This window comes from Citrobacter sp. Cf087, from assembly GCF_030334285.1.
Taxonomy (GTDB): domain Bacteria; phylum Pseudomonadota; class Gammaproteobacteria; order Enterobacterales; family Enterobacteriaceae; genus Citrobacter; species Citrobacter freundii.
The window spans coordinates 153,975-174,996 of the sequence record NZ_JAOWED010000031.1 but is presented as its reverse complement, the minus strand read 5'-3'; the positions used below and the strand labels follow the sequence as shown (position 1 = coordinate 174,996).

Sequence of the window (21,022 nt, the reverse complement as noted above, 5' to 3'; positions counted from 1 at the left end):
CATTGATGGGCGCTATTCTACCTGTTTTTTTAACAAGCCGATTTGTTCAGACGCAAATTAACGCCGCCAGATAATTTTGCTTACTTTCCACGCTTTCAGCGTGTCGTCAGATGGCATTATATCTTCAGGCCCGCTCCATTCACCGGAAAAAATATAGCTAATATGTTGACTTCCTTCAGCTTTACACTCAACGCCCGCGCTGTCATCGCCGGTTGCCTTTTGGCAATTACCGAAAGCTTTAGTGTAAAGGTCGCTAAACGGTGTACCGATTTCGACACCCGCGACTGACGAAATATCGTGGTCTAACACATCAATACGACTAATGGTTCCCTGGCTACCATTGATGACTATCGCCAGCTTGTCGTCTTTCATCGCTTCATAGAAGCGCACCACATTTCCGTTATCAGTCTTCATCCCGCTACGCAGGCGGTAATCACCGTCCAGCGCATCAGCAATGGCTTTTTCATCCAGCGGTGTCGCGCCCGTTAACGCTCCGACGCCCTGCTCTGTGACCTGCGTTGAAGAACCAAACCAGTTCCACGGATTGGCGGCAGACCAGTTCACCGAGGACAACGTTGAACACCCGGCCAGTAGCAGCGGCATCGCGCATAAAGTCAAACGCAGTGATTTCATTTCACTTCCTTCCTTATTTATCAACGTTGCTTGGAGTCCGGTTTCCCCAAAAAGTGCCGTCATTCTTTCTCAAGGGAAAAACAGGCCCGCAGACGTTGATTGGTTAACAGCCAGATCAGTGCGACGATATCCGCCACCAGCAGCGCCAGCCCGACACCGTTGAGCGGATCGCCTGCCAGCCACATCACCGGCTGCCAGCACAGCAGCACCAGTTGAGCGAGAATCAATAATCCGCGCAGCCAGCGCCAGATTCCCGGAAACGCAAAGCGTCTCCCGCTGAGTAAAAACGCCAACACGGCGGGAACGCCGGGGAGCAAACCCAGCCAGAATGCGTCATGATCGGGATAAAACAGATTCAGCAATGTGTTGCCCTGCTCACGGGAAGAACCGGCAATCACAAACAAAACCCAGGTGCGTGCCTGCAACAACAGTACGCACCAGAAGAGAAAAGGCAGGCGCAGACGCCCATGACCGTCATAGTCGGCCGGATGAAACTCAGTACTCTTCATCTTCAATCAAACGCTTGCCCAGATTGAGTACATCCGCATGTTCATAGCCCAGACGTTCATACATGCCCTGTACAACGTCATTATCGTCACGCACCATGATTTGAATCTTCGGGCAACCGCGGGCAATGAGCTTTTTCTCCAACCGGTTGAGTAGCGCATTAGCGATACCGCGACCGCGAAACTCAGGATGCACGCCCAGGTAATAGGCGGAACCGCGGTGCCCGTCGTATCCGCCCATCACCGTACCGACCACCTCACCGTTCACTTCAGCGACGAGGAATAAGCTGACGTCATGATTGACTTTACGTTCGATGTCCATTTCAGGGTCGTTCCATGGACGCAGCAAATCACAACGCTCCCAGAGGGTGATCACCTCTTCGAAATCTTCCTGGCGAAAAACGCGTATTTCCATGGTATTGGTTACCTTTTCAGGACGTTAAAAAGCGATTATGGCGCGAACGGCTGATTTAGCCAATATCTGACGCGAAGCGGCGGAAAAAATGGCATAATACGGAATTGTCACGTATTGAAATGAAAAGTAAAACAATTCTTATCTCGATCCGTCGCAACGGACTACGCGATACGATATAACGTTTAGAACCTTTTTTTTACAACTCAGGCCGTATGAGCACTTTTAAACCACTAAAAACACTCACATCGCGCCGCCAGGTGCTGAAAGCCGGGCTGGCCGCCCTGACGCTGTCAGGCATGTCGCAAGCCATCGCTAAAGAAGAAGCGCTAAAGACCAGTAATGGACACAGCAAACCGAAAGCGAAAAAATCAGGCGCTAAGCGTGTTGTTGTTCTTGATCCGGGGCACGGCGGGATTGATACCGGCGCAATTGGTCGCAACGGATCGAAAGAAAAGCACGTGGTGCTGGCGATTGCCAAAAACGTGCGCTCAATCCTACGCAACCAGGGGATTGATGCACGCCTGACCCGCTCCGGCGATACGTTTATTCCGCTCTACGATCGCGTCGAGATCGCCCACAAACATGGCGCAGATCTTTTCATGTCGATCCACGCCGACGGTTTTACCAATCCGAGCGCTGCGGGTGCTTCGGTCTTTGCCTTATCCAATCGCGGTGCCAGTAGCGCCATGGCGAAATATTTGTCCGATCGTGAAAACCGGGCCGATGAAGTCGCCGGGAAGAAGGCCACCGACAAAGATCATTTGTTGCAGCAGGTGCTGTTCGATCTGGTGCAAACTGACACCATAAAAAACAGCCTGACGTTAGGCTCGCATATTCTTAAGAAGATCAAGCCGGTACACCGTCTGCACAGTCGCAGCACGGAACAAGCCGCCTTCGTGGTGCTAAAATCACCTTCGATTCCGTCGGTCCTGGTCGAAACCTCGTTCATCACCAACCCGGAAGAAGAACGATTACTGGGGACGGCTGCGTTTCGTCAGAAAATCGCCACCGCTATCGCCAATGGCATCATCAGCTATTTCCACTGGTTTGATAACCAGAAAGCACACTCGAAGAAACGTTAACCATGAAGCCCGATGTACAACGCGTAAAACAGTTCCTGCTCAGCCTGCAGGATGAGATTTGTCAGCAGTTATCCACCGTAGACGGCACCGAATTTGTTGAGGATAACTGGCAACGCGAAGCGGGCGGCGGCGGGCGCAGTCGAGTGTTGCGTAACGGCGGTATTTTCGAGCAAGCAGGCGTCAACTTCTCTCATGTCCATGGCGATGCAATGCCGGCCTCGGCTACTGCGCATCGCCCGGAGCTTGCCGGGCGTAGCTTTGAAGCGATGGGCGTCTCGTTGGTGGTGCATCCGCAGAATCCTTACATTCCGACCAGCCATGCCAACGTACGTTTTTTTATCGCGGAGAAACCGGGCGCCGACCCGGTGTGGTGGTTTGGCGGCGGCTTTGACTTAACGCCCTACTACGGCTTTGATGAGGATGCAGTTCACTGGCACCGCACGGCGCGGGATCTATGCCAGCCGTTCGGCGATGACGTTTATCCCCGTTACAAAAAGTGGTGCGATGACTACTTCTTCCTCAAGCACCGTAACGAGCAGCGCGGCATTGGCGGGCTGTTCTTCGATGATTTGAATACGCCAGATTTCGACCACTGCTTCGCCTTTATGCAGGCTGTTGGAAAGGGTTATACCGAGGCGTATTTGCCCATCGTCGAGCGCCGCAAAGCAATGAGCTGGGGCGAGCGTGAACGCAATTTTCAGCTTTATCGTCGCGGACGCTATGTGGAATTTAACCTGGTGTGGGATCGCGGCACATTATTCGGTTTGCAAACCGGCGGGCGCACGGAATCGATTCTGATGTCGATGCCGCCGCTGGTACGCTGGGAGTATGACTGGCAGCCAGAAGCGAACAGCCCGGAAGCCGCCCTTAGCGAGTTTATTCAGGTCCGCGACTGGGTGTAATGGCCTGATAGCGACACAATTCGTAGGTCGTAGGCCGGATAAGACGCAAGGCGTCGCCATCCGGCAGCGCAGCAAGCACAATTGCCTGATGGCGGCTAACGCCTTATCAGGCCTACTCAAGCTATACCATCACGCCCACTGGCGCATACGCTGATGCAGCGTCAACGACGGTTTCTCCGCAAACAGTTGCTGGTAGTCGGTAGCAAACTGCCCTAAATGCCAGAATCCCCACTGCATGGCGGCGTCTTTCACCGTCGCACTCTGCGACCACGGGCTTATCAACTCACGGCGCACGGCGTTTAGGCGAATACGTTTCAACCAGGCATTCGGGCCAATACCGAGGATGGCGTGAAAGGCATTTTGCAACGTCCGGCGGCTAACGTGCAGTTGATTGCATAAGTCGAGCACGGTCAGCGGCTCTGACATATTTTCCAGCACATATTCGCGCGCACGCGACAGCAAGCGACGATAGCTCTGATGGCTGATGCTCTCCGCAGTCATAATCGGCTGTGCTTCTTCCAGCATAGTCCCCATCGCCAGCAGCAGGTTATCGCCCAACACTTTGCGTATCGCAGGTTGGCGAAGGTTTTCCGGGTTTTCGCTAAACGTCGCCAGCGCCTGCTGCACAAAGCCCCATAGCGCGGCTTTGTGTTGTTCTTTCACTTCCAGCGCCGACTGGTTGCGCAGCATATGCAACACCCTTTCCGGGTTATGCAGGAAGTTGGCCTGACGGGCAATGACCTCTTCAGAAATGACGACACCCAAAATGGTGTAGTCATCCGGCGTACTTAGTTCAAACTCCGTCCCGCCTGGGCGGGTGGCAATTTCAGCGTTACCCAAACACTGGGTACCAATAAATCCCTGCTCGCCGCGCGTGGCCGGAATGCCAAACCAAAATGAGTTTGGCCAGACAAGGCATGACTGACGCAGCGCCAGTCCGGTGTATTCACGGAACACCTGAATATCATCGAGCAGGATTTCCGTGAACTCGCCATGAAATTTTCCCGGATGCAGCTGGTCGTAGATCTGCTGCCAGGCTGTAATCGTCAGCGCGTGCTCATACACATCCGTTGTTCGCCGTTGATGAACGTTGTCCACTTCCACTTTCGGCGTCAATTTAACGTCTTCGGGTAATACTTCATGATAAAGATGGTGCAAGTTTGCAGTACGGTTCTTTTTCATGATCTTTTAAGCCGGAAGCTTCAACGAAGCCCCCGGCCCTCCGACAGGTTAATTTTTTAAGCGATAGCGACTACTGCGTTTACGCAACGCTCCGTCAGAAAAGAGCTGTTCCAGCGCATTTCTGGCTTCATCAAGTGACCAGCCAAAGTGGGCAGCCACTTCCCCTGCCGTCATTCCTTGACGGACCGATGTTAACAGCGCCAGTAATTCATCAGAGGATTCAGATGACACAGGTGCTTCCTGCGTCTTCTCTGGGGCCACATCTGACTTCACTTCAGGCTTCTGCTCTGGTTTCTTCGGTTCTGGTTTCTTCGGCTGGCGTTTAAAACCGCCGATCAGCCACTGGGTGTCATCGTCCGGCCGGCCTATTTCCTTACGGCTGATAACACGGCCTGTACGCGCTGCAGCTGCACTGCCAGCATCCAGCGCTGCTCGGCATGCCGCCAGATCGCCTTCCACCACCAGCGTCAGCCGACCAGGATCGAGCACTTCGTGGCTAAGCAGGCGCACATTCGCGGCTTTCAGCATGGCATCGGCCGCGTCCACGGCAGCCACCATGCCATCCACTTCCAGTAATCCCAGTGCATTGATCATCACTACCTCTCTTACGCGCGCTGGATTGGATTACGGGCAATATCCAGAACGGCATCGGCAAAGGCGTTACATGCGGCTTTACAAGCGGCCTGGCTACCGGTCAAAAACGCTGCTGAATAGTTGGTTTCTGACGGCGGTGGTACATAGGTTACCAGTTGTACATCGGCAGATTTCAGCGCGGCATCAATACCAAATGTCGCTTCCAGCGGCGGTGCTACCAGATACGCCATCGGATCGCCCAGTCGGCATCCCGCGGTCGCGGAAAGATACGAACCGGTACGCGAAACCACATGCGCCAGGAAGGCGGTATCTTCTGCGTCATTCGCCCACTGGAATGCCGCACCGCTTTCAATATTGGCCACCATCGCGTCCAGACCCGCGCGAACTTCGGCCGGGTTTGGTCCACCGAGCATAATCAGCACTTCGCCCGAGGTTGGAGAGGGACTGTGCGCCGCACCGGCATACAGCGAGCGGCCATAAACCACTTCCACCATCGCCTGTTTTGTCGCTTCATCTGCGGCAATATACGCCACGTCATCAGAGTCTGCTGTGATGAGTCCGAGGCTACGTATATGTGGCGGTAATTTAAGTTCGCGGGCAAAACCGTCATTTACCGAGGCAATCACACGCATCGCGGTGACTGAAGGTCTAATCAAATCTAATGCTGGCATGATGCCTCCTTAACGGGTCATATTGATGCCGGATGCTTTTTGCTCCAGCATGCGCTTGGCCAAATCCACAATCACCGCCGCCGCTTCAACCGGTGGCGTACCGCCCTGGTGAATGTTCGAGATGCAGGTACGGTCAGCCTCAACGGTGGTTGCCACACGCGGCGAATAGACGGCGTAGCAAGAAAGACTTTCCGACTGGCCGAGGCCCGGACGCTCACCAACCAGCAAGATCACCGCTTTTGCACCCAGCAGTTCGCCGATCTGATCTTCAATTTTCACGCGCCCATAGCGAACAAAGAACGGCGTCCCGACCTTCAATCCGGCCTGTTTTAAGCCCGACAACAACGGCGGCAGGATCTCTTCGTAGTTGGCGGTGATGGCGTCAGTAGACAGACCATCAGAAATAATCACCTGCACATCCGGATTCATTACACACTGTGATTTCAGTGCTTCAATGGCTTCCGCACTCAGACGACGTCCCATGTCCGGGCGCGTCAGATACAAGTTTTTGTCGCTGATTTCCGAGCGCACTTCCAGTAGTCCCTGGGCTTTTACCCACTCTTCCGGCACTTCTTTCAATACCGTATCTTTCGAACGCGAGTGGTCAGCAAGGAAGCGCAGCAGCGCCTGGGTACGCGGACGTGGACCGGCACGACCGGTACATACACGCGCAGCGGTGCTACGGCGCAGTTCGGTCAATACCTCTGCACGATGCGGATTCTCAACGCCAATCCACGCTTTCGCTTCAGCTGAACCTAAGTCCATCGCACAGCTTTCACCGGTCGGCGCGTCGCACTGCGTAGTGCTGCATTTCACTTCCGCTGATGGCGCTTGAACCTGCGGCTCTCCCATTGACGCCATTACGCTGCGTACAATTTCTTCAATCTGTTTTTGATCCATCGTGTGTCATCCCCGCGTCATCAGAAGAACAGTGACGGATCGCCCGCCCGTTTGGTCAGGCGACCGTTTGCCATAATGCCCATGGTTTCCAGCCAGCGTTCAAACTCCGGCGACGGGCGCAGGTTCAGCAACTGGCGCACGGTCGCGGTGTCGTGGAAGGCGGTGGTCTGGTAGTTGAGCATGATGTCGTCACCGAGCGGCATGCCCATGATGTAGTTGCAGCCAGCGGTGGCGAGCAGAATCATCAGGTTTTCATTGAGGTTCTGGTCAGCATCAGCATGGTTGGTGTAACAGCAGTCGCAGCCCATTGAGATGCCGCTCAGTTTGCCCATGAAGTGATCTTCTAAGCCCGCGCGAATAATCTGACGGTCGTTGTAGAGATATTCCGGCCCGATAAAGCCCACCACGGTGTTCACCAGGAACGGATCGTAGTGACGCGCCAGCCCGTAGTTACGCGCTTCCATCGTCACCTGATCGGCACCAAAGTTAGCGCCAGCGGAGAGCGCAGACCCTTGCCCGGTTTCAAAGTACAGGCAGTTTTCCCCGGCGATACGGTTGAACTCAGCACCCACTGCACGCGCTTCATCCAGCATGGCCAGCTCAACGCCAAACTCTTTTAAGCCTTTTTCGCTACCGCAGATACTCTGGAAAATCAGCCCGCCCGGCGCACCGCGACGAATCGCTTCAATCTGGGTGGTGACGTGCGCCAGTACGCAGCCCTGGGTCGGAATATTGAACTTGTCGATAACGCCATACACGGTATCGAGCACGCGGCTTAAGTTTTCCACGTCATCTGTGACCGGGTTGACACCGATCACCGCATCGCCCGCTCCGAAGGACAGTCCTTCATAGATTTGCGCAGCAATACTCTGTACATCGTCACGGGTATCGTTCGGCTGCAAACGGCAGCTAAAGGTGCCCGGTAAACCGATGGTGGTGTTCGCCTTTTTGATCACCGGCATTTTCTTACCGCCGTAGATCAGGTCCGCGTTAGAGCAGATTTTTGCTACCGCAGCGACCACTTCCGACGTTAACCCTTTACGCGTAAACGCAATATCATCAACAGAGGTTTCATCGCTCAGCACGTACTCGCGCAGCTCGCTGATACTCCAGTTTTTGATGCGGTTATAGGCCGTTTCGTTGACGTCATCCTGAATCAGACGCGTCACGCAGTCCTCTTCATAGGAAATCACCGGGTTATTACGGATATCCGCTACAGTCATTTCCGACAGCACCTGCTTGGCCGCCACGCGTTCCTGCGAACTGGTTGCAGCGACACCTGCCAGCACATCCCCCGAACGCAGTTCGTTGGCTTTTGCCAGCACCTCTTTAACATCCTTAAACTGATAAACATTGCCGAACAATGTGGTCTTTAGTTTCATAAGTCGTTCCCTCAGGAAGGAAATGCGAGTGATTTCACCGTCACCGGCACAACCGATCCGCCAAAAAGAGGCGTACCAATGTCGATATAGTCCCCCGCCCGGACAACCACCTCATCGATGACCGCCAGCGGGTGTTGCTGTAACTGTGGGCGTAACAGCATGCCCAGGGCTTTACCAAAATCCTGCTCGGCTACCACCAGCAGGGGATGGGGATGCGGATTCGGATAGCGCGCGACAAAGGCCAGCAACGCATCAATCACCGTTAACAGCGCGGCGTAGCGCACCGGCAGAGAAGCGGGCAGCGCCAACACGTAGGCGTCCGTTTGCGGGTCCAGATCGAGCTGCATTAGTGCCTGTTGCCAGGCGGCCACCAGATCAGCCTCATCAACCGGAATCGCCACTGGCAGATTGCGCAGCGGAAGCGCCACACCTTCCAGCCAGATAGTGCTGCCCGAAAGCGACAGCGTATGCGCACCGGCGCCAATCACCGTGGCGCGCACGGTTTGCGCCGGAAACTGCACGTTCATCTCACGCAGGCGCGGATGTTCATGCAGCGCCGTCGCTAACAGCGGCCCAATGTCGGAAAAACAGAACGGATCGGCAGGTTGGTTGCGGTAGCACTCGCCCACCCCGCCGGACAACGTAATCACTTCCGGCTTCACGCCCGCCGGTAACAGAGCGGTTTGCATCAGCGCCTGTGCCAGCGGTGATAACTTGCCGTCAATCACCTCCACAATCAGCGCCGCCATCCGTCGGGCCACCTGAACAAGCTGCGCCGCATTGAGGGTTCGGGCATCAGTGCCTGGACCAAATACGTCATCCACAATCATTTGTCCCGGCTGATGCGCATGTACCACGCGCCCCTGACCGTCCGTTTCCAGTAGCCGTCCGCCGACGTTCAGACAGGCCGATCCGCTGACTTTTCCGGCATCGAACAGAACGTAGTTCGACGTACCGCCGCCGATGTCGATATTCAGTACGCGGCACAACTTCTGCTCGGAAAGGGTTTGTGCCCCCGCACCGTGACCGGCAATCACCGATTCCAGATGCGGACCGGCGCTGGCAACCACGAAATCCCCCAGCGACTGGGAGAGCGCCATCACCGCCGGGCGCGCGTTGCGCGTTTTGGCACTTTCCCCGGTAATGATGATCGCGCCGGAATCGACGGTCTCTGGCGCAATCCCCGCCGCCTGATACTGGGCGAGGATCAGTGCTTTCAGTTCGGCCTCTTTCAACCCGCCCTGCTTATCAACGGGGGTAAAGAACACCGGGCTTTGCCAGCTAATTTCGCGTTTGATGAATTCGTAGCGCGGCACCTGCGACACTGCCGCACGGTTAACCAGCTCAAGGCGCGAGAAGATCACCTGAGTGGTGGTGGTGCCGATATCGATACCGACGCTGAGTAGCTGGCGAGTATTCACGATTGCGCCTCCGGATTGGTTTCTGCTGGTGCCGGAACATCTTCGTCTTTCGGTACTAACAGCATAGCCACGCCAATCGCCGTCACGCCGCCGATCAACTTGCCGACAATCATCGGGAAGATCATGGCGTTCATGTTGGCAGCGGCGAAACCTAAGTGGTCACCCAGAGCGAAGGCCGCGGAAACCGCAAAGGCGCAGTTGATCACTTTGCCGCGGGTATCCATGTTTTTCATCATGCCGAACATTGGGATGTTATTGGCAAGCGTTGCCACCATACCCGCAGCCGCAATGTTATTGACTTTTAACAGGTTGCCGACGCTCATCAGCGGTTTTTCAAACCAGCGGGTCAGCAGCAGCACCATCGGGTAGGCACCCAGCAGCACACAGGAGATAGAACCGATAACTTCGATGGCGCGCATCACTTCACCCGGCTTGTCGCCTGGCGCCATGAAAATAGGATCAAGACCTGGGATCAGCTCCCAGCCGAGCAGGAACTTGATGACTGCCGCAGCCAGACCGAGGGTGATCAGCGCTACCAGGAACTTGGCGAAGATCTGGAAGCCGTTGATCATTTTTTCCGGGATGAATTTCAGTCCCAGCGCCACCAGCACGGCTACGATCAGCACCGGGATCATGTTCATCAGGATCAACGCAAAGGTGAACTCCACCGGCTGACCGTTGATTTCCACACCGGAGTACATCGCGACCAGACCACCCGCAATACAGCCAATCGGAATGGTGACAATACCGGCCAGCACGCCCAGCGCCAGATAACGACGGTCAGACGGTTCAATAATTCCCAGCGCAACCGGAATGGAGAACACCAGCGTCGGCCCCATCATCGCGCCGAGAATCAGGCCAGAGTACAACCATGCCGCCACGTCGCCGCCCGCCAGTTCTTTCGCCAGGAAGAAGCCGCCCATATCGCACGCCAGCAGCGTTCCGGCAAACATCGACGGGTTCGCGCCCAGCATTTCATACAGCGGAATAATTACCGGCCCGAGCACATGCGCCAGTACTGGCGCCAGCGCGGTCATACCGACCATCGCCAGACCCAGCGCGCCCATTGCCATAAAGCCTTCTTCAAACTGACCGCCCGATCCCTCAATGCTCTTACCGAACTTACCGAGGAAGCGCGCCGAACCGCCGAACTGCGACAGGATCCTGTCCACGGCGGCAATCAGCATAAAGAACATCATGATGTACATGATGATTTCGTTAATTCCCATAGCCCCTACTCCCTGTCATTTGTGATTTGTAGGCCGGATAAGACGTTTACGTCGCCTCCGGCATTAACGCCGTGTTATTGCCGGATGGTGGTGCGAGCACCTTATCCGGCCTACAGGCATTACCCGGCAGCCGCGTACAGGTCGATAATCTGTTCCTGCGTGGCGGTGCGTGGGTTACTGCGAATACAAATATCCTCCAGCGCGGCGTGTGCCCATGCGCTGTAATGCTCGGGTTTTGCTCCAACGTCTGAGAGCCGTTTGGTCTGGCCCACTTCGCTAATCAACTCGCTGACCGCGTTGATAGCATCACGATCGTCCGATTTCTTGTTGGTTAACGCGCGTCCGATATGGCTGAAGCGCTCACGACACACCATGCGGTTGAACCCCATTACCGTAGGAAGCAGCATGGCGTTAGCCTGTCCGTGTGGGATATGCAACGTCGCTCCCGGCTGGTGCGCCATCGCATGGCACAGGCCCAGCCCTGCGCTGGAAAACGCCATCCCGGCCATACAGGAAGCCAGCAGCATGCTTTCGCGCGCCGCTAGATCCTGACCGTAGCCGACAGCCTTCGGCAGCGATTTACCGATCATCGCAATCGCGCCAATCGCCAGGCTGTCGGTAAACGGCGTCGCGTTCAGCGCGCTATACGCTTCAACGGCGTGCGTCAGTGCATCAATCCCGGTCATCGCCGTTACATGTGCAGGCACGCCTTCCGTCAATGCAGCGTCCAGGATCGCCACATCCGGCATCAGGGTTGCGTGGGCCAGCACTTTTTTGAGTCCAGTCGCGGCGTCGATTATTACCGTGACGTTGGTGGTTTCTGAGCCCGTTCCGGCGGTAGTCGGTACGGCAATCAGCGGCAGACGTGGGCGTAACGCGCTGCGCTCGTCCATGTCTGCCAGCGTCTGGGTGGGGTTGGTCACCAGCAACGCCACCGCCTTGGCGGCATCCAGTACGGAGCCACCACCAAAGGCCACAACGCCATCGCACTTCGATTCACGCAATTGCGCGACCGCCGCGCAGACGTCTGTAATGCACGGTTCGCCCACCGGACATGGCCACAGCGTCATCGCCACGCCTTTCATCGCCAGACTGCGCTCCAGTGCGGCGGTCATCCCCGCCTGATGCAGGAAGCTGTCCACCATGACGAACATATGCGTCAATCCGCGCGTTTGTGCTTCCTGTCCGCAGGTACTGAGCGCTCCCAGCCCACAAAGGGTGACCGGTGGAACGCTAAACGTTTTTACGCGTTGCAGATTCAGGGTATCGAATGCCTGAAAGAGCGCGGTCTGCAATTCAGCTTGCATAGATTCCTTCCGCTTTTTCTTTTCCGCTGTTGGCAATCGCCAGCGGGGTCATAAACAGGCTGTGCTGGGGTAAATGCACCTGCAGTTCCGGGAAACGCTTACGGAACAGCTCATCAACGCCCGGCTGCATGCAGGAACCACCGGCCAGCCATAAATCGGTAACGCCCTGACCCGCAATATGATGAGCCACGATTTCCGCCATTTTTTCGTAGACAGGCTTCACCACCGGCCAGATTTCTTTGCCGTTGCTACGCTTGTACTGCTCGGCTTCTTCTAACTGGATACGACGGTTCCCGGCCAGCGTCAGAGAGATATGATGCCCACCGGTTGCTTCATCAGCGGAGTAGGTCACCTTGCCTTGTTTAACGATCGCAATCCCGGTAGTGCCACCACCAATATCCACCACGCCGGCGTTATCGAGCTGCAACAGCTCCGCCACCGCTGTCGGTTCGTCGAGCACATGGCTCACTTCAAGCCCGGCAGACTCCAGCACGTTAATAGAGATGCGAGGGTCAGTTCCCGGTGGAAATGAGGTTGCCGCATGGGTAAAGCAGCAACCCAACTGTTGTTCGAGCGTATCGAGATGGCGACGAACGATGGTCACCGCACCAAAGAAATCCCAGACGATGCCATCGCGCACGACATCGGCCCAGTCCAGGCAAACCGCGACCGGCTGTCCGTCACTGTCCACAACCATCGACACCACATCACACGTTCCCAAATCAATGCCCAACCACAGCGGTGAATCGCTCTTAGTGGGCGTCTGGTTACATAGCGTTGCCGCTTTTAGCAGTCTGGGTGTCAACCAACGTTGTTCGTCGTGCGCCATCTCATTTACTCCTTATACAATTCTGAAGGCGTCTACCAACACACAGCGACGCAGACGCACAAACGTACGCGCACTGGTCACCCCTTCCCCGGTTGGTGTGGTAATGGTCATCGTGGTCCAGCCTTCACCGCCCAGTCCAAGACCGGCAATGCACGGTCCGTTCTTAACGAAGATGCTGGTATCAATGGCGTTTGCCATACGGTTCATGTTGTCGATATTGCGCGAGTGCATCGCCGCCGTATGGTGGCAACCGCCTTCAAGCTTGACCGCCAGTTCAATGGCTTCATCGACGTTAGCGACCCGCACGACCGGTAGAACCGGCATCATCAGTTCGGTGACGGCAAACGGATGCGTCGCGGAGGTTTCGACGAATAACAGACGGGTTTGCTCCGGTACGTTCAGACCAATCGCCGCAGCGATTTTGCCTGCGTCACGACCTACCCAGTCACGACTGACCGTGCCTTTACCGCGCTCATCGATATTTTTCAGCAGCACCGGCTGCAGCTGTTCGGCCTGGGCCGTGGTGAGTTTCACCGCATGCTGGCTTTCCATCAGACGCATCAGTTCATCAGCGACGCTATCGACCACGATCAGCACTTTTTCGTCAGCGCAGATGATGTTGTTGTCAAACGATGCACCTTTAACTACCGACTGCGCCGCGCGTGCCAGGTCAGCCGTTTCATCAACCACCACCGGCGGATTACCTGCGCCAGCGGCAATCAAACGTTTGTTGGTGTGCTTACGCGCGGCATCTACTACGGCTTCACCACCGGTCACCACCAGCAGGCCGATACCTGGGTACTTGAACAGACGTTGGGCAGTCTCGATATCTGGGTTGGCAACTGTCACCAACAGGTTTGCCGGACCGCCTGCGGCAACTACCGCCTGGTTAAGCAGAGTGATAGCGCGCTGAGAGACTTTTTTCGCCGCCGGATGCGGTGCGAAAACCACGCTGTTTCCAGCGGCAATCAGGCTGATGGCGTTGTTAATAACGGTCGCGGCCGGGTTGGTGGATGGGGTTACCGAGGCCACCACGCCCCACGGCGCGTTTTCAATCAGCGTCAGACCGTTATCGCCGGTCAGAACCTGTGGAGACAGGCATTCCACACCCGGCGTGCCGCGCGCCTGCGCCACGTTTTTGGCAAATTTATCTTCGACGCGTCCCATGCCGGTTTCAGTGACGGCAAGTTCCGCTAATTCTCTGGCGTGCTTTTCGCCCGCCTCACGTAGCGCCGTGATAGCCAGTTGGCGCATGGCGACGCTTTTCAGCCCCTGCTGGGCCAGTTTTGCTGCCGCCACTGCGTCATCCAGGGAGGCAAAAACGCCCATTTCTTGAACGGCACTGACGGGTTGGCTGCTGTCTTTCATTTTCAGCAGTACCGCTTTCACGACCTGTTCAATATCCTGTTGATTCATGATTTTCTGCCTTATTTATGGAAGATCACCTGACCACCTGCCACCACTTCATCGACAATGCCAATCACGCACAGATCGACAGGCGATGATTCATTCCGGTGCGCCTGACGGGCGGAGCTTCCGCTGACCAGCAGCACCCACTCTCCGGTTCCCGCCCCGATGCTGTCGATAGCAACAGCACATTGCCCGTCGGGATTTCCCTGGGCGTCAATCATTTCCACCATCAGCAACTTGTCGTGCGCGAGCCCCTGATGGCGTACGGTACAAACAATTTGTCCTGTAACGATTGCCAGTTTCATACGCGCCTCCGTGGCATATTTCAGGTAAAACCTCCCCCTACCCTCCGCAGAAGGTAATGTGAAAAGGAGAGAGGGTGACGCCAGCAATGAAGTCTGTGGCGTCACATGGACGACTTACATGTCGTTGCTGTCGCCTTTAAAGCTGATCGGGAACACTTCTTCCAGATCGCCGTGCGGACGCGGGATCACGTGCACTGAAACCAGCTCGCCAATACGCTGTGCTGCCGCAGCACCTGCGTCCGTTGCAGCTTTACATGCCGCTACGTCGCCACGGACCATGGCAGTGACCAGACCGCCACCGATCTGCTTCACGCCAACCAGTTTCACGCGTGCCGCTTTAACCATTGCGTCAGAAGCCTCAATCAGTGCAACCAGGCCCCGGGTTTCAATCATTCCTAATGCTTCCATTGTGTTTTCCTCTCATTAAGGGGTCCTGAACGGGACCTTATACAACCAGTGTGTGCGAGGCGTTTTCACGACTCATGTCAGTCTGGCGCGGCACTGCTGCCACCAACGCCAGTTCGATAATTTCCTGTACGCTACAGCCACGAGAGAGATCATGAAGCGGTGCGGCAAGCCCCTGAATCAATGGCCCTACTGCGCGATACCCTCCCAGACGCTGAGCGATTTTGTAGCCAATATTGCCCGCCTCCAGCGATGGGAAGACCATCACATTGGCATTGCCCTTTAACGGACTTGCTGGCGCTTTTTGCGCAGCGACATCCGGAACAAAGGCGGCATCAAATTGCAGTTCACCGTCCACGATAAGCTGCGGGGCACGCTCACGAACGATCTCGGTCGCCTGCTGCACGTTAGCGACGTTAGGATGGCGAGCACTGCCATTACTTGAAAACGACAGCATGGCCACGCGCGGCTCTTCACCTGTGATCGCCTTCCAGGTTTCAGCGCTGGCGATGGCGATATCCGCCAGCTGTGCAGCGGTGGGCTGCGGCACAACGCTACAGTCTGCAAATCCTAATGACGGCCCGAGATACTGCGGCAGCATCAGAAAAATTGACGACAGCGTTTTGCAACCAGGCTGTAACCCAATAATGCGCAATCCTGCACGCAGCACGTTTGCCGTTGATGACAGGTTGCCCGCAATACACACATCGGCTTTACCGGCACTGACCATCGCGGCGGCAAACATCAGCGGATCGTTGAGCTTCTCCCGCGCATCCGGCGGCGTTTTTTCACCCGCCGTTGCCCGCCAGCGCAGGGCAAACTCTTCACGCATCTGTACATTGCTTTGTGGATCAATAACCTGAATACCATCCATGGCTACGCGATGGCTGAGCGCAAACTGGCGTAGCGCAAACGGGCTGGCGACGAGAATGGGGCGTGCCAGACCGTGCTGATGCAGGTAATTCGCCGCCTTCAGCACCCGGACATCCAGCGCATCCGGGAACACTACTCGTGCAGGTGAGCGTTGGGCGAGTTGACGAGCACGTTCAATGATCATTGCTTCTCCCCCAGTCTCTGTTGAATTTGACTAACCGTCAGCGGATGCTTTGCAACACTCAGAATCATCATCACGTAGACCGTACTGGAAAGGCGGTTGAGCGCCTGCATAATGTCCGGTCGTATAACCTCAAAACTGCGAGTGATGAATACCTGGGCCGCCACCGTCTCCGTTTCACGGACTTTGGTACGCAGCAGATTAAGCAGCGCGCAATCACGTCCATGGCTGGCTTCAGGCACCAGATGGTCGTGGTCCAGATAGCGCAGCGGTTGATGCGAAAGACGGTGTAAATCTTCGTCACTTAAACCCACGACAGCTTGTGCTGCCAGCGGCTCATCCATGGCGTCTGCGCGCATAATATTGCCCAGGCGCGAGCGGATATCCGCCAGCCACGGCTGCCACGGTTCTGCCATCTCAATCTGCAACCACACGGCCAGGGCGATGGTGCTGTCCAGCGCGGCGCGAAATCCCAGCCGAGGGTCACTTTTGGCGACCATCTTGTCCGCCGTCAGATGCGTCAGGGTGTCCGGTTTCTTCGCCACCGGTTGATGGCACAGTTCGCAGCTGGCCTGTGGATGCGTATCACTGCTGGTTAACCCATGCACCGGCTGCGGCTGCTGTTCTTCGTCATCAATAAACAGGCTGCCCTGCTCGTCAATAAACTTAATGCGCAGATGTCGGCTTTCCAGTAATTCCCGGGCAGACGGCGTCAGGCGAGCGTCAGCGGGGAGATGAATTTCAGCCCCTTCGCTGAGCGTATGATTCGCTCTGAGCCATGCTTCGGTAATGAAATCCTTCATACATCCGCCTTAGCAGGACTGCCAGTTCGCAGGCCAGGCCACATACAGAAACTTCACCGTCGATGGCGTACCAAATTCGATGCTGGAGCCTTTCGGGATAAACATCACGTCCCCGGCTTTTGCAATCATGGTTTCGCCTTCGTGGCGAACATGCAGCTCTCCTTCCAGAATCATGTCGATTTCGTCGTAGTTCAGCGTCCATGGGAAAAAGGCGTTATCCCACTGCATAAACCCGGCGGCCATGCTGCTACCGTCCTGGTCGGTCACCAGATCGGTTAAGCCCACGCAGTGCGGCTGCGCGCCGTCAAAACGACCAAACTTCACGCTGCTGCCGTCGATGACTTTCACACCGCCTTTGCCGGTCACCGAGTTAAAGCTCGGCTGCATTCCGCCCTGCTCCAGCGACTGCTTTTCCTTCATGACTTTGTCCATCAGCTGCGCGACCAGGCTTTCGGTAAATTGCCCTTCTGGCAATTGCGCAATGATGGTTTCACGAATGCGCTGGCTTTCCGTTTTGCCATCATCCACCGCAGACGGTGCAGCAGCGGCGGCAGTTGGTGCGGATTCATCGCATTCACTGATGGTAACGCCCAGCAGCTCCGCCACTTCGCGCGCCTCCGGGGTGATGATGCTGGCGCGCAGAACAACCGACATTTCCTGTTCGCCGCGTGCGTGGGCCGCACGAATATCGTTAGCTGTGATAAGTTTTTTCACCTGCCCTTTCCTCCTTTTGGCTGAGCTCAGTCAGATAATCCACCAGGTGCTGCACACTGCGCGGGTCATGGCTATTGAGCTCAAAAATCGGCTCCTGAAACCCCATCCCGCGAAGTAGTTGTCGCGTTGCGGCGACGTCGGCATCCGGCATGTCCGTTTTACTGATAACGGCGATTTGTCGTTTACTGGCACCGATATCCAACAGTCCGGCAGGTAAGCGACTTTCTTTATCATTTGCCGCGTGTATATAAATCAACGTATCGACATCCTGCAGCGTGGTAATTAAGGCGTGGTACCAGCGCGGATGGCTAAAATATTCCCCTGGCGTATCGATATCGCCATTTTCATTAAACTCCACGGCCTGTGTTTTTCTGGCGAGGGAATAATTCCCCTGTAGTGCATTAAAGAGCGTTGTTTTCCCCGCCCCCACCGTACCGACAAACGCAATACGTTTCATCGCCGCCTCTGATTAACTTTTTGTCAGGTTGCACAAAGTGAAATTTAATAATCGACCCAGACCGCTTACCGTCTGTAATAACGCTTCTTCTACTGCGCCTACCGAGCCGTAGATCACCAGTGCGCCGCTGAATCTATCGAGAAAACCGATATGTACATCCGCCGCCTTCATGGCTAAGTCACCGGCAATCATCGCGGTTTCGCCTGGCGTCAGCGTCATGATGCCGATAGCGCCCGCTTCGGGAACGCCGATCTTTTTCGCTAATTCCTCGCCGGGGTGCGCAATGAGATGCGCCAGCGTGACCTGTTTCCCCGGCACAAATTCCTGAATAATGCGTTCTTTTTCCATTGCTCACCGCCTCCGCTAAAACTGCCCTTATCGTGGCAATTTTTTGTCAGAGTAAATAACAAAATTCGGCAACCAGGTTTAAAAGGTGAAGTAGATCACTAAGAAAGGGAAAATAAAAAGGCGCGAGAGAAACCCGCGCCGGAAATTAATTAAAGTGAAATTACAGCGGCTGAGTCTGTGCTTCTACAACCGCCAGCGCCACCATATTAACGATACGACGAACAGAGGCGATCGGCGTTAATACATGAACAGGTTTCGCAACCCCCATCAGCACCGGGCCAACCGTTACGCCTTCAGAACTGGAAACGCGTAGTAAGTTGTAACTAATACGGGCCGCTTCCATATTCGGCATCACCAGAATATTCGCTGAGCCTTTCAGCGGACTGTCCGGCATGCGGTCATTACGGATACTTTCCACCAGCGCGGCATCGCCGTGCATTTCGCCGTCAATCATCAACTCTGGCGCGCGCGCCTTAATCAGCTCCAGCGCTTCGCGCATTTTGCTGGCCGACGGGCAGTCAGAGGAACCAAAGTTGGAGTGCGACAGCAACGCCACCTTCGGTTCAATACCAAAGCGACGCACAGTCTCTGCCGCCATCACAGCGATTTCCGCCAGTTGCTCAGGCGTAGGATCGTCGTTGACGTAAGTATCGGCGATAAAAGTGTTACCGCTTGGCAGCAGCAAGGCGTTCATCGCCCCGGCAGTATGCACGCCGTCACGATGACCAAACACCTCTTTCACCACGCTGAAGTGCTCATGGTAGTCACCAATCGTACCGCAGATCATCGCATCCGCTTCGCCACGCTGCACCATGATTGCACCGATCACCGTAGTGTTGGCAATCACCGCACGCTGCGCCTGCTCCTGGGTGATCCCACGGCGCTTCATAATCTGGTAGTACTCGCTCCAGTACTCTTTAAAGCGTGGATCGGATTCGTTGTTGACGATTTCAAAATCGACGCCCGCTTTGATCTGCAGCCCCAGTTTCTGGATACGCATTTCAATAACGCTCGGACGACCGATCAGGATTGGTTTTGCCAGCCCTAAAGTAATCAGCTCCTGGGTAGCATGCAGTACGCGCGCTTCTTCCCCTTCCGTCAGCACCACACGCTTCGGCGCTTTGCGTGCCAGGGAGAAAATTGGCTTCATGAACAGGTTGGTTTTGTAGACGAATTCAGTCAGCTTATCGATGTAAGCGTCAAAGTCGGTAATCGGACGCGTTGCCACACCAGAGTCCATCGCCGCTTTCGCCACAGCAGGGGCGATTTTGACGATCAGACGCGGGTCGAACGGTTTCGGAATGATGTATTCCGGGCCGAAGCTCAGGTCCTGATCGCCATAAGCAGAGGCCACCACTTCACTCTGCTCGGCATGCGCCAGCTCAGCAATGGCGTGCACCGCCGCCAGTTTCATCTCTTCGTTGATGGCCGTTGCACCGACATCCAGCGCACCGCGGAAGATGAACGGGAAGCACAGGACGTTGTTAACCTGGTTCGGGTAGTCTGAACGACCAGTACAAATGATTGCGTCGGAACGCACCTCATTTGCCAACGGCGGCAGGATTTCCGGTTCCGGGTTAGCGAGTGCCAGAATCATTGGCGCACGCGCCATCTTCTTAACCATTTCCTGCGTCAGCACTTTCGGACCGGAGCAACCGAGGAAAATATCTGCGCCGTCAATGACATCATCCAGCGTACGCTTACCGTCATCCACCACCGCATAAGCCGCTTTGGTTTCCGCCATGTTCGGTTCGCGGTCTTTGTAAATCACGCCTTTGGAGTCACAGACCACAATATTGTGTTTCTGCATACCCAGCGCTACCAGCAGGTTCATACAGGCAATCGCCGCCGCGCCTGCGCCAGACACCACCATGCGCACGTCGGAGATATTTTTCTCAACCACCCGCAGACCGTTCAGAATTGCGGCAGTACTGATGATTGCTGTACCGTGCTGGTCATCGTGGAAGACCGGAATATTCATGCGTTCGCGCAGTTTTTGCTCAATGTAGAAGCACTCCGGCGCTTTGATATCTTCGAGGTTGATACCGCCAAACGTGGGTTCCAGGGCCGCAACCACATTGATAAATTTATCCGGATCGAGTTCATCGACTTCAATGTCGAACACGTCGATCCCGGCGAATTTCTTAAACAGAACGCCTTTACCTTCCATCACCGGTTTGCCGGCCAGTGCGCCAATATTGCCCAGGCCCAGCACCGCCGTACCGTTGGAAATAACCGCAACCAGGTTGCCGCGCGCGGTGTATTTGTAGGCTGCCAGCGGGTCCTTTTCAATTTCAAGACACGGTGCAGCCACGCCCGGCGAGTAGGCCAGCGCCAGGTCGCGCTGCGTTGCCAGAGGCTTGGTCGGAGAAACCTGGATTTTACCGGGTACTGGAAATTCGTGGAAATCGAGGGCGCTTTGTTTTAACTGGTCATCCATCTTGTTGTTCCTTTCACGTATCTATCAAAAAAG

General features: G+C 55.6%; 23 protein-coding genes. 2 read left to right on the top strand and 21 right to left on the bottom strand.

Translation table 11 applies throughout. The annotated features are described in order from the left end of the window. Positions 1-57: 57 nt before the first annotated feature. Genes OGV57_RS17405 through OGV57_RS17395 form a run of 3 tightly spaced genes read right to left on the bottom strand, consistent with a single transcriptional unit; the run spans position 58 to position 1,554 of the window. Positions 58-633, bottom strand: a complete 576-nt coding sequence (locus OGV57_RS17405; protein ID WP_016150735.1) for an RpoE-regulated lipoprotein — start codon at positions 631-633, stop codon at positions 58-60. 59 nt (positions 634-692) lie between these two features. Further along, a complete protein-coding gene (locus tag OGV57_RS17400) occupies positions 693-1,142 on the bottom strand; it encodes a DUF2919 domain-containing protein (protein ID WP_003847269.1) in 450 nt (149 codons plus the stop codon). Continuing rightward, on the bottom strand, positions 1,129-1,554 hold the full coding sequence (locus tag OGV57_RS17395; RefSeq protein ID WP_003038048.1) for a GNAT family acetyltransferase: 426 nt from the start codon (positions 1,552-1,554) through the stop codon (positions 1,129-1,131). Before OGV57_RS17395 ends, OGV57_RS17400 begins: the two co-directional genes overlap by 14 nt. Before the next feature lie 212 nt (positions 1,555-1,766). Between OGV57_RS17395 and amiA the strand changes: the two genes are divergently transcribed. Both amiA and hemF read left to right on the top strand, forming a co-directional pair. Beyond that, on the top strand, positions 1,767-2,636 hold the full coding sequence (amiA, locus tag OGV57_RS17390) for an N-acetylmuramoyl-L-alanine amidase AmiA (RefSeq protein ID WP_003038046.1): 870 nt from the start codon (positions 1,767-1,769) through the stop codon (positions 2,634-2,636). Positions 2,637-2,638: 2 nt separating this feature from the next. Continuing rightward, complete coding sequence (gene hemF, locus OGV57_RS17385; protein WP_054528632.1) at positions 2,639-3,538, top strand: oxygen-dependent coproporphyrinogen oxidase; 900 nt, start codon at positions 2,639-2,641, stop codon at positions 3,536-3,538. 129 nt (positions 3,539-3,667) lie between these two features. Here the strand turns inward: hemF and eutR are convergent, their stop codons facing one another. The 18 genes from eutR to maeB form a co-directional block, all read right to left on the bottom strand. Continuing rightward, positions 3,668-4,720, bottom strand: a complete 1,053-nt coding sequence (gene eutR, locus OGV57_RS17380; RefSeq protein ID WP_054528633.1) for an HTH-type transcriptional regulator EutR — start codon at positions 4,718-4,720, stop codon at positions 3,668-3,670. Between the two features lie 48 nt (positions 4,721-4,768). Next, a complete protein-coding gene (locus tag OGV57_RS17375; RefSeq protein WP_003838538.1) occupies positions 4,769-5,314 on the bottom strand; it encodes an ethanolamine utilization microcompartment protein EutK in 546 nt (181 codons plus the stop codon). Positions 5,315-5,325: 11 nt separating this feature from the next. After that, positions 5,326-5,985, bottom strand: a complete 660-nt coding sequence (gene eutL / locus OGV57_RS17370; RefSeq protein WP_003838537.1) for an ethanolamine utilization microcompartment protein EutL — start codon at positions 5,983-5,985, stop codon at positions 5,326-5,328. Between the two features lie 9 nt (positions 5,986-5,994). After that, complete coding sequence (gene eutC, locus OGV57_RS17365; protein ID WP_054528634.1) at positions 5,995-6,885, bottom strand: ethanolamine ammonia-lyase subunit EutC; 891 nt, start codon at positions 6,883-6,885, stop codon at positions 5,995-5,997. A 20-nt stretch (positions 6,886-6,905) separates the two neighbouring features. Further along, positions 6,906-8,267 (bottom strand): ethanolamine ammonia-lyase subunit alpha, encoded by a 1,362-nt coding sequence (eutB, locus tag OGV57_RS17360; RefSeq protein ID WP_003038029.1) that lies wholly within the window; start codon positions 8,265-8,267, stop codon positions 6,906-6,908. Positions 8,268-8,278: 11 nt separating this feature from the next. Then, positions 8,279-9,688, bottom strand: coding sequence for an ethanolamine ammonia-lyase reactivating factor EutA (gene eutA, locus OGV57_RS17355; RefSeq protein WP_286531485.1), 1,410 nt, complete (start codon positions 9,686-9,688; stop codon positions 8,279-8,281). After that, positions 9,685-10,917, bottom strand: a complete 1,233-nt coding sequence (gene eutH / locus OGV57_RS17350; protein ID WP_003038023.1) for an ethanolamine utilization protein EutH — start codon at positions 10,915-10,917, stop codon at positions 9,685-9,687. Before eutH ends, eutA begins: the two co-directional genes overlap by 4 nt. 119 nt (positions 10,918-11,036) lie before the next feature. Continuing rightward, the gene (gene eutG, locus OGV57_RS17345; RefSeq protein ID WP_003038020.1) at positions 11,037-12,224 is read right to left on the bottom strand and encodes an ethanolamine utilization ethanol dehydrogenase EutG; all 1,188 of its coding nucleotides are present in this window, start codon (positions 12,222-12,224) and stop codon (positions 11,037-11,039) included. Further along, positions 12,214-13,053, bottom strand: a complete 840-nt coding sequence (gene eutJ, locus OGV57_RS17340) for an ethanolamine utilization protein EutJ (protein ID WP_048232494.1) — start codon at positions 13,051-13,053, stop codon at positions 12,214-12,216. The genes eutG and eutJ overlap by 11 nt, the downstream gene beginning before the upstream one ends. A gap of 12 nt (positions 13,054-13,065) precedes the next feature. After that, positions 13,066-14,469, bottom strand: a complete 1,404-nt coding sequence (locus OGV57_RS17335; RefSeq protein ID WP_003038014.1) for an aldehyde dehydrogenase family protein — start codon at positions 14,467-14,469, stop codon at positions 13,066-13,068. Between the two features lie 11 nt (positions 14,470-14,480). Continuing rightward, positions 14,481-14,768 (bottom strand): ethanolamine utilization microcompartment protein EutN, encoded by a 288-nt coding sequence (gene eutN, locus OGV57_RS17330; RefSeq protein WP_003038011.1) that lies wholly within the window; start codon positions 14,766-14,768, stop codon positions 14,481-14,483. Positions 14,769-14,882: 114 nt separating this feature from the next. After that, positions 14,883-15,176 (bottom strand): ethanolamine utilization microcompartment protein EutM, encoded by a 294-nt coding sequence (gene eutM, locus OGV57_RS17325; protein WP_003835054.1) that lies wholly within the window; start codon positions 15,174-15,176, stop codon positions 14,883-14,885. Positions 15,177-15,213: 37 nt separating this feature from the next. Beyond that, positions 15,214-16,230, bottom strand: a complete 1,017-nt coding sequence (gene pta / locus OGV57_RS17320) for a phosphate acetyltransferase (RefSeq protein WP_054528636.1) — start codon at positions 16,228-16,230, stop codon at positions 15,214-15,216. Further along, positions 16,227-17,030 (bottom strand): ethanolamine utilization cob(I)yrinic acid a,c-diamide adenosyltransferase EutT, encoded by an 804-nt coding sequence (gene eutT, locus OGV57_RS17315; RefSeq protein WP_003838524.1) that lies wholly within the window; start codon positions 17,028-17,030, stop codon positions 16,227-16,229. Before eutT ends, pta begins: the two co-directional genes overlap by 4 nt. Before the next feature lie 9 nt (positions 17,031-17,039). Continuing rightward, positions 17,040-17,744, bottom strand: a complete 705-nt coding sequence (gene eutQ, locus OGV57_RS17310; RefSeq protein ID WP_048217282.1) for an ethanolamine utilization acetate kinase EutQ — start codon at positions 17,742-17,744, stop codon at positions 17,040-17,042. Continuing rightward, positions 17,722-18,201, bottom strand: a complete 480-nt coding sequence (gene eutP, locus OGV57_RS17305; RefSeq protein WP_003838521.1) for an ethanolamine utilization acetate kinase EutP — start codon at positions 18,199-18,201, stop codon at positions 17,722-17,724. The genes eutQ and eutP overlap by 23 nt, the downstream gene beginning before the upstream one ends. Positions 18,202-18,213: 12 nt before the next feature. Beyond that, entirely contained in the window at positions 18,214-18,549 is a 336-nt protein-coding gene (gene eutS / locus OGV57_RS17300) for an ethanolamine utilization microcompartment protein EutS (RefSeq protein WP_003037995.1), read from the bottom strand. A gap of 160 nt (positions 18,550-18,709) precedes the next feature. Then, positions 18,710-20,989 (bottom strand): NADP-dependent oxaloacetate-decarboxylating malate dehydrogenase, encoded by a 2,280-nt coding sequence (gene maeB / locus OGV57_RS17295; RefSeq protein WP_054528637.1) that lies wholly within the window; start codon positions 20,987-20,989, stop codon positions 18,710-18,712. Positions 20,990-21,022 lie beyond the last annotated feature (33 nt).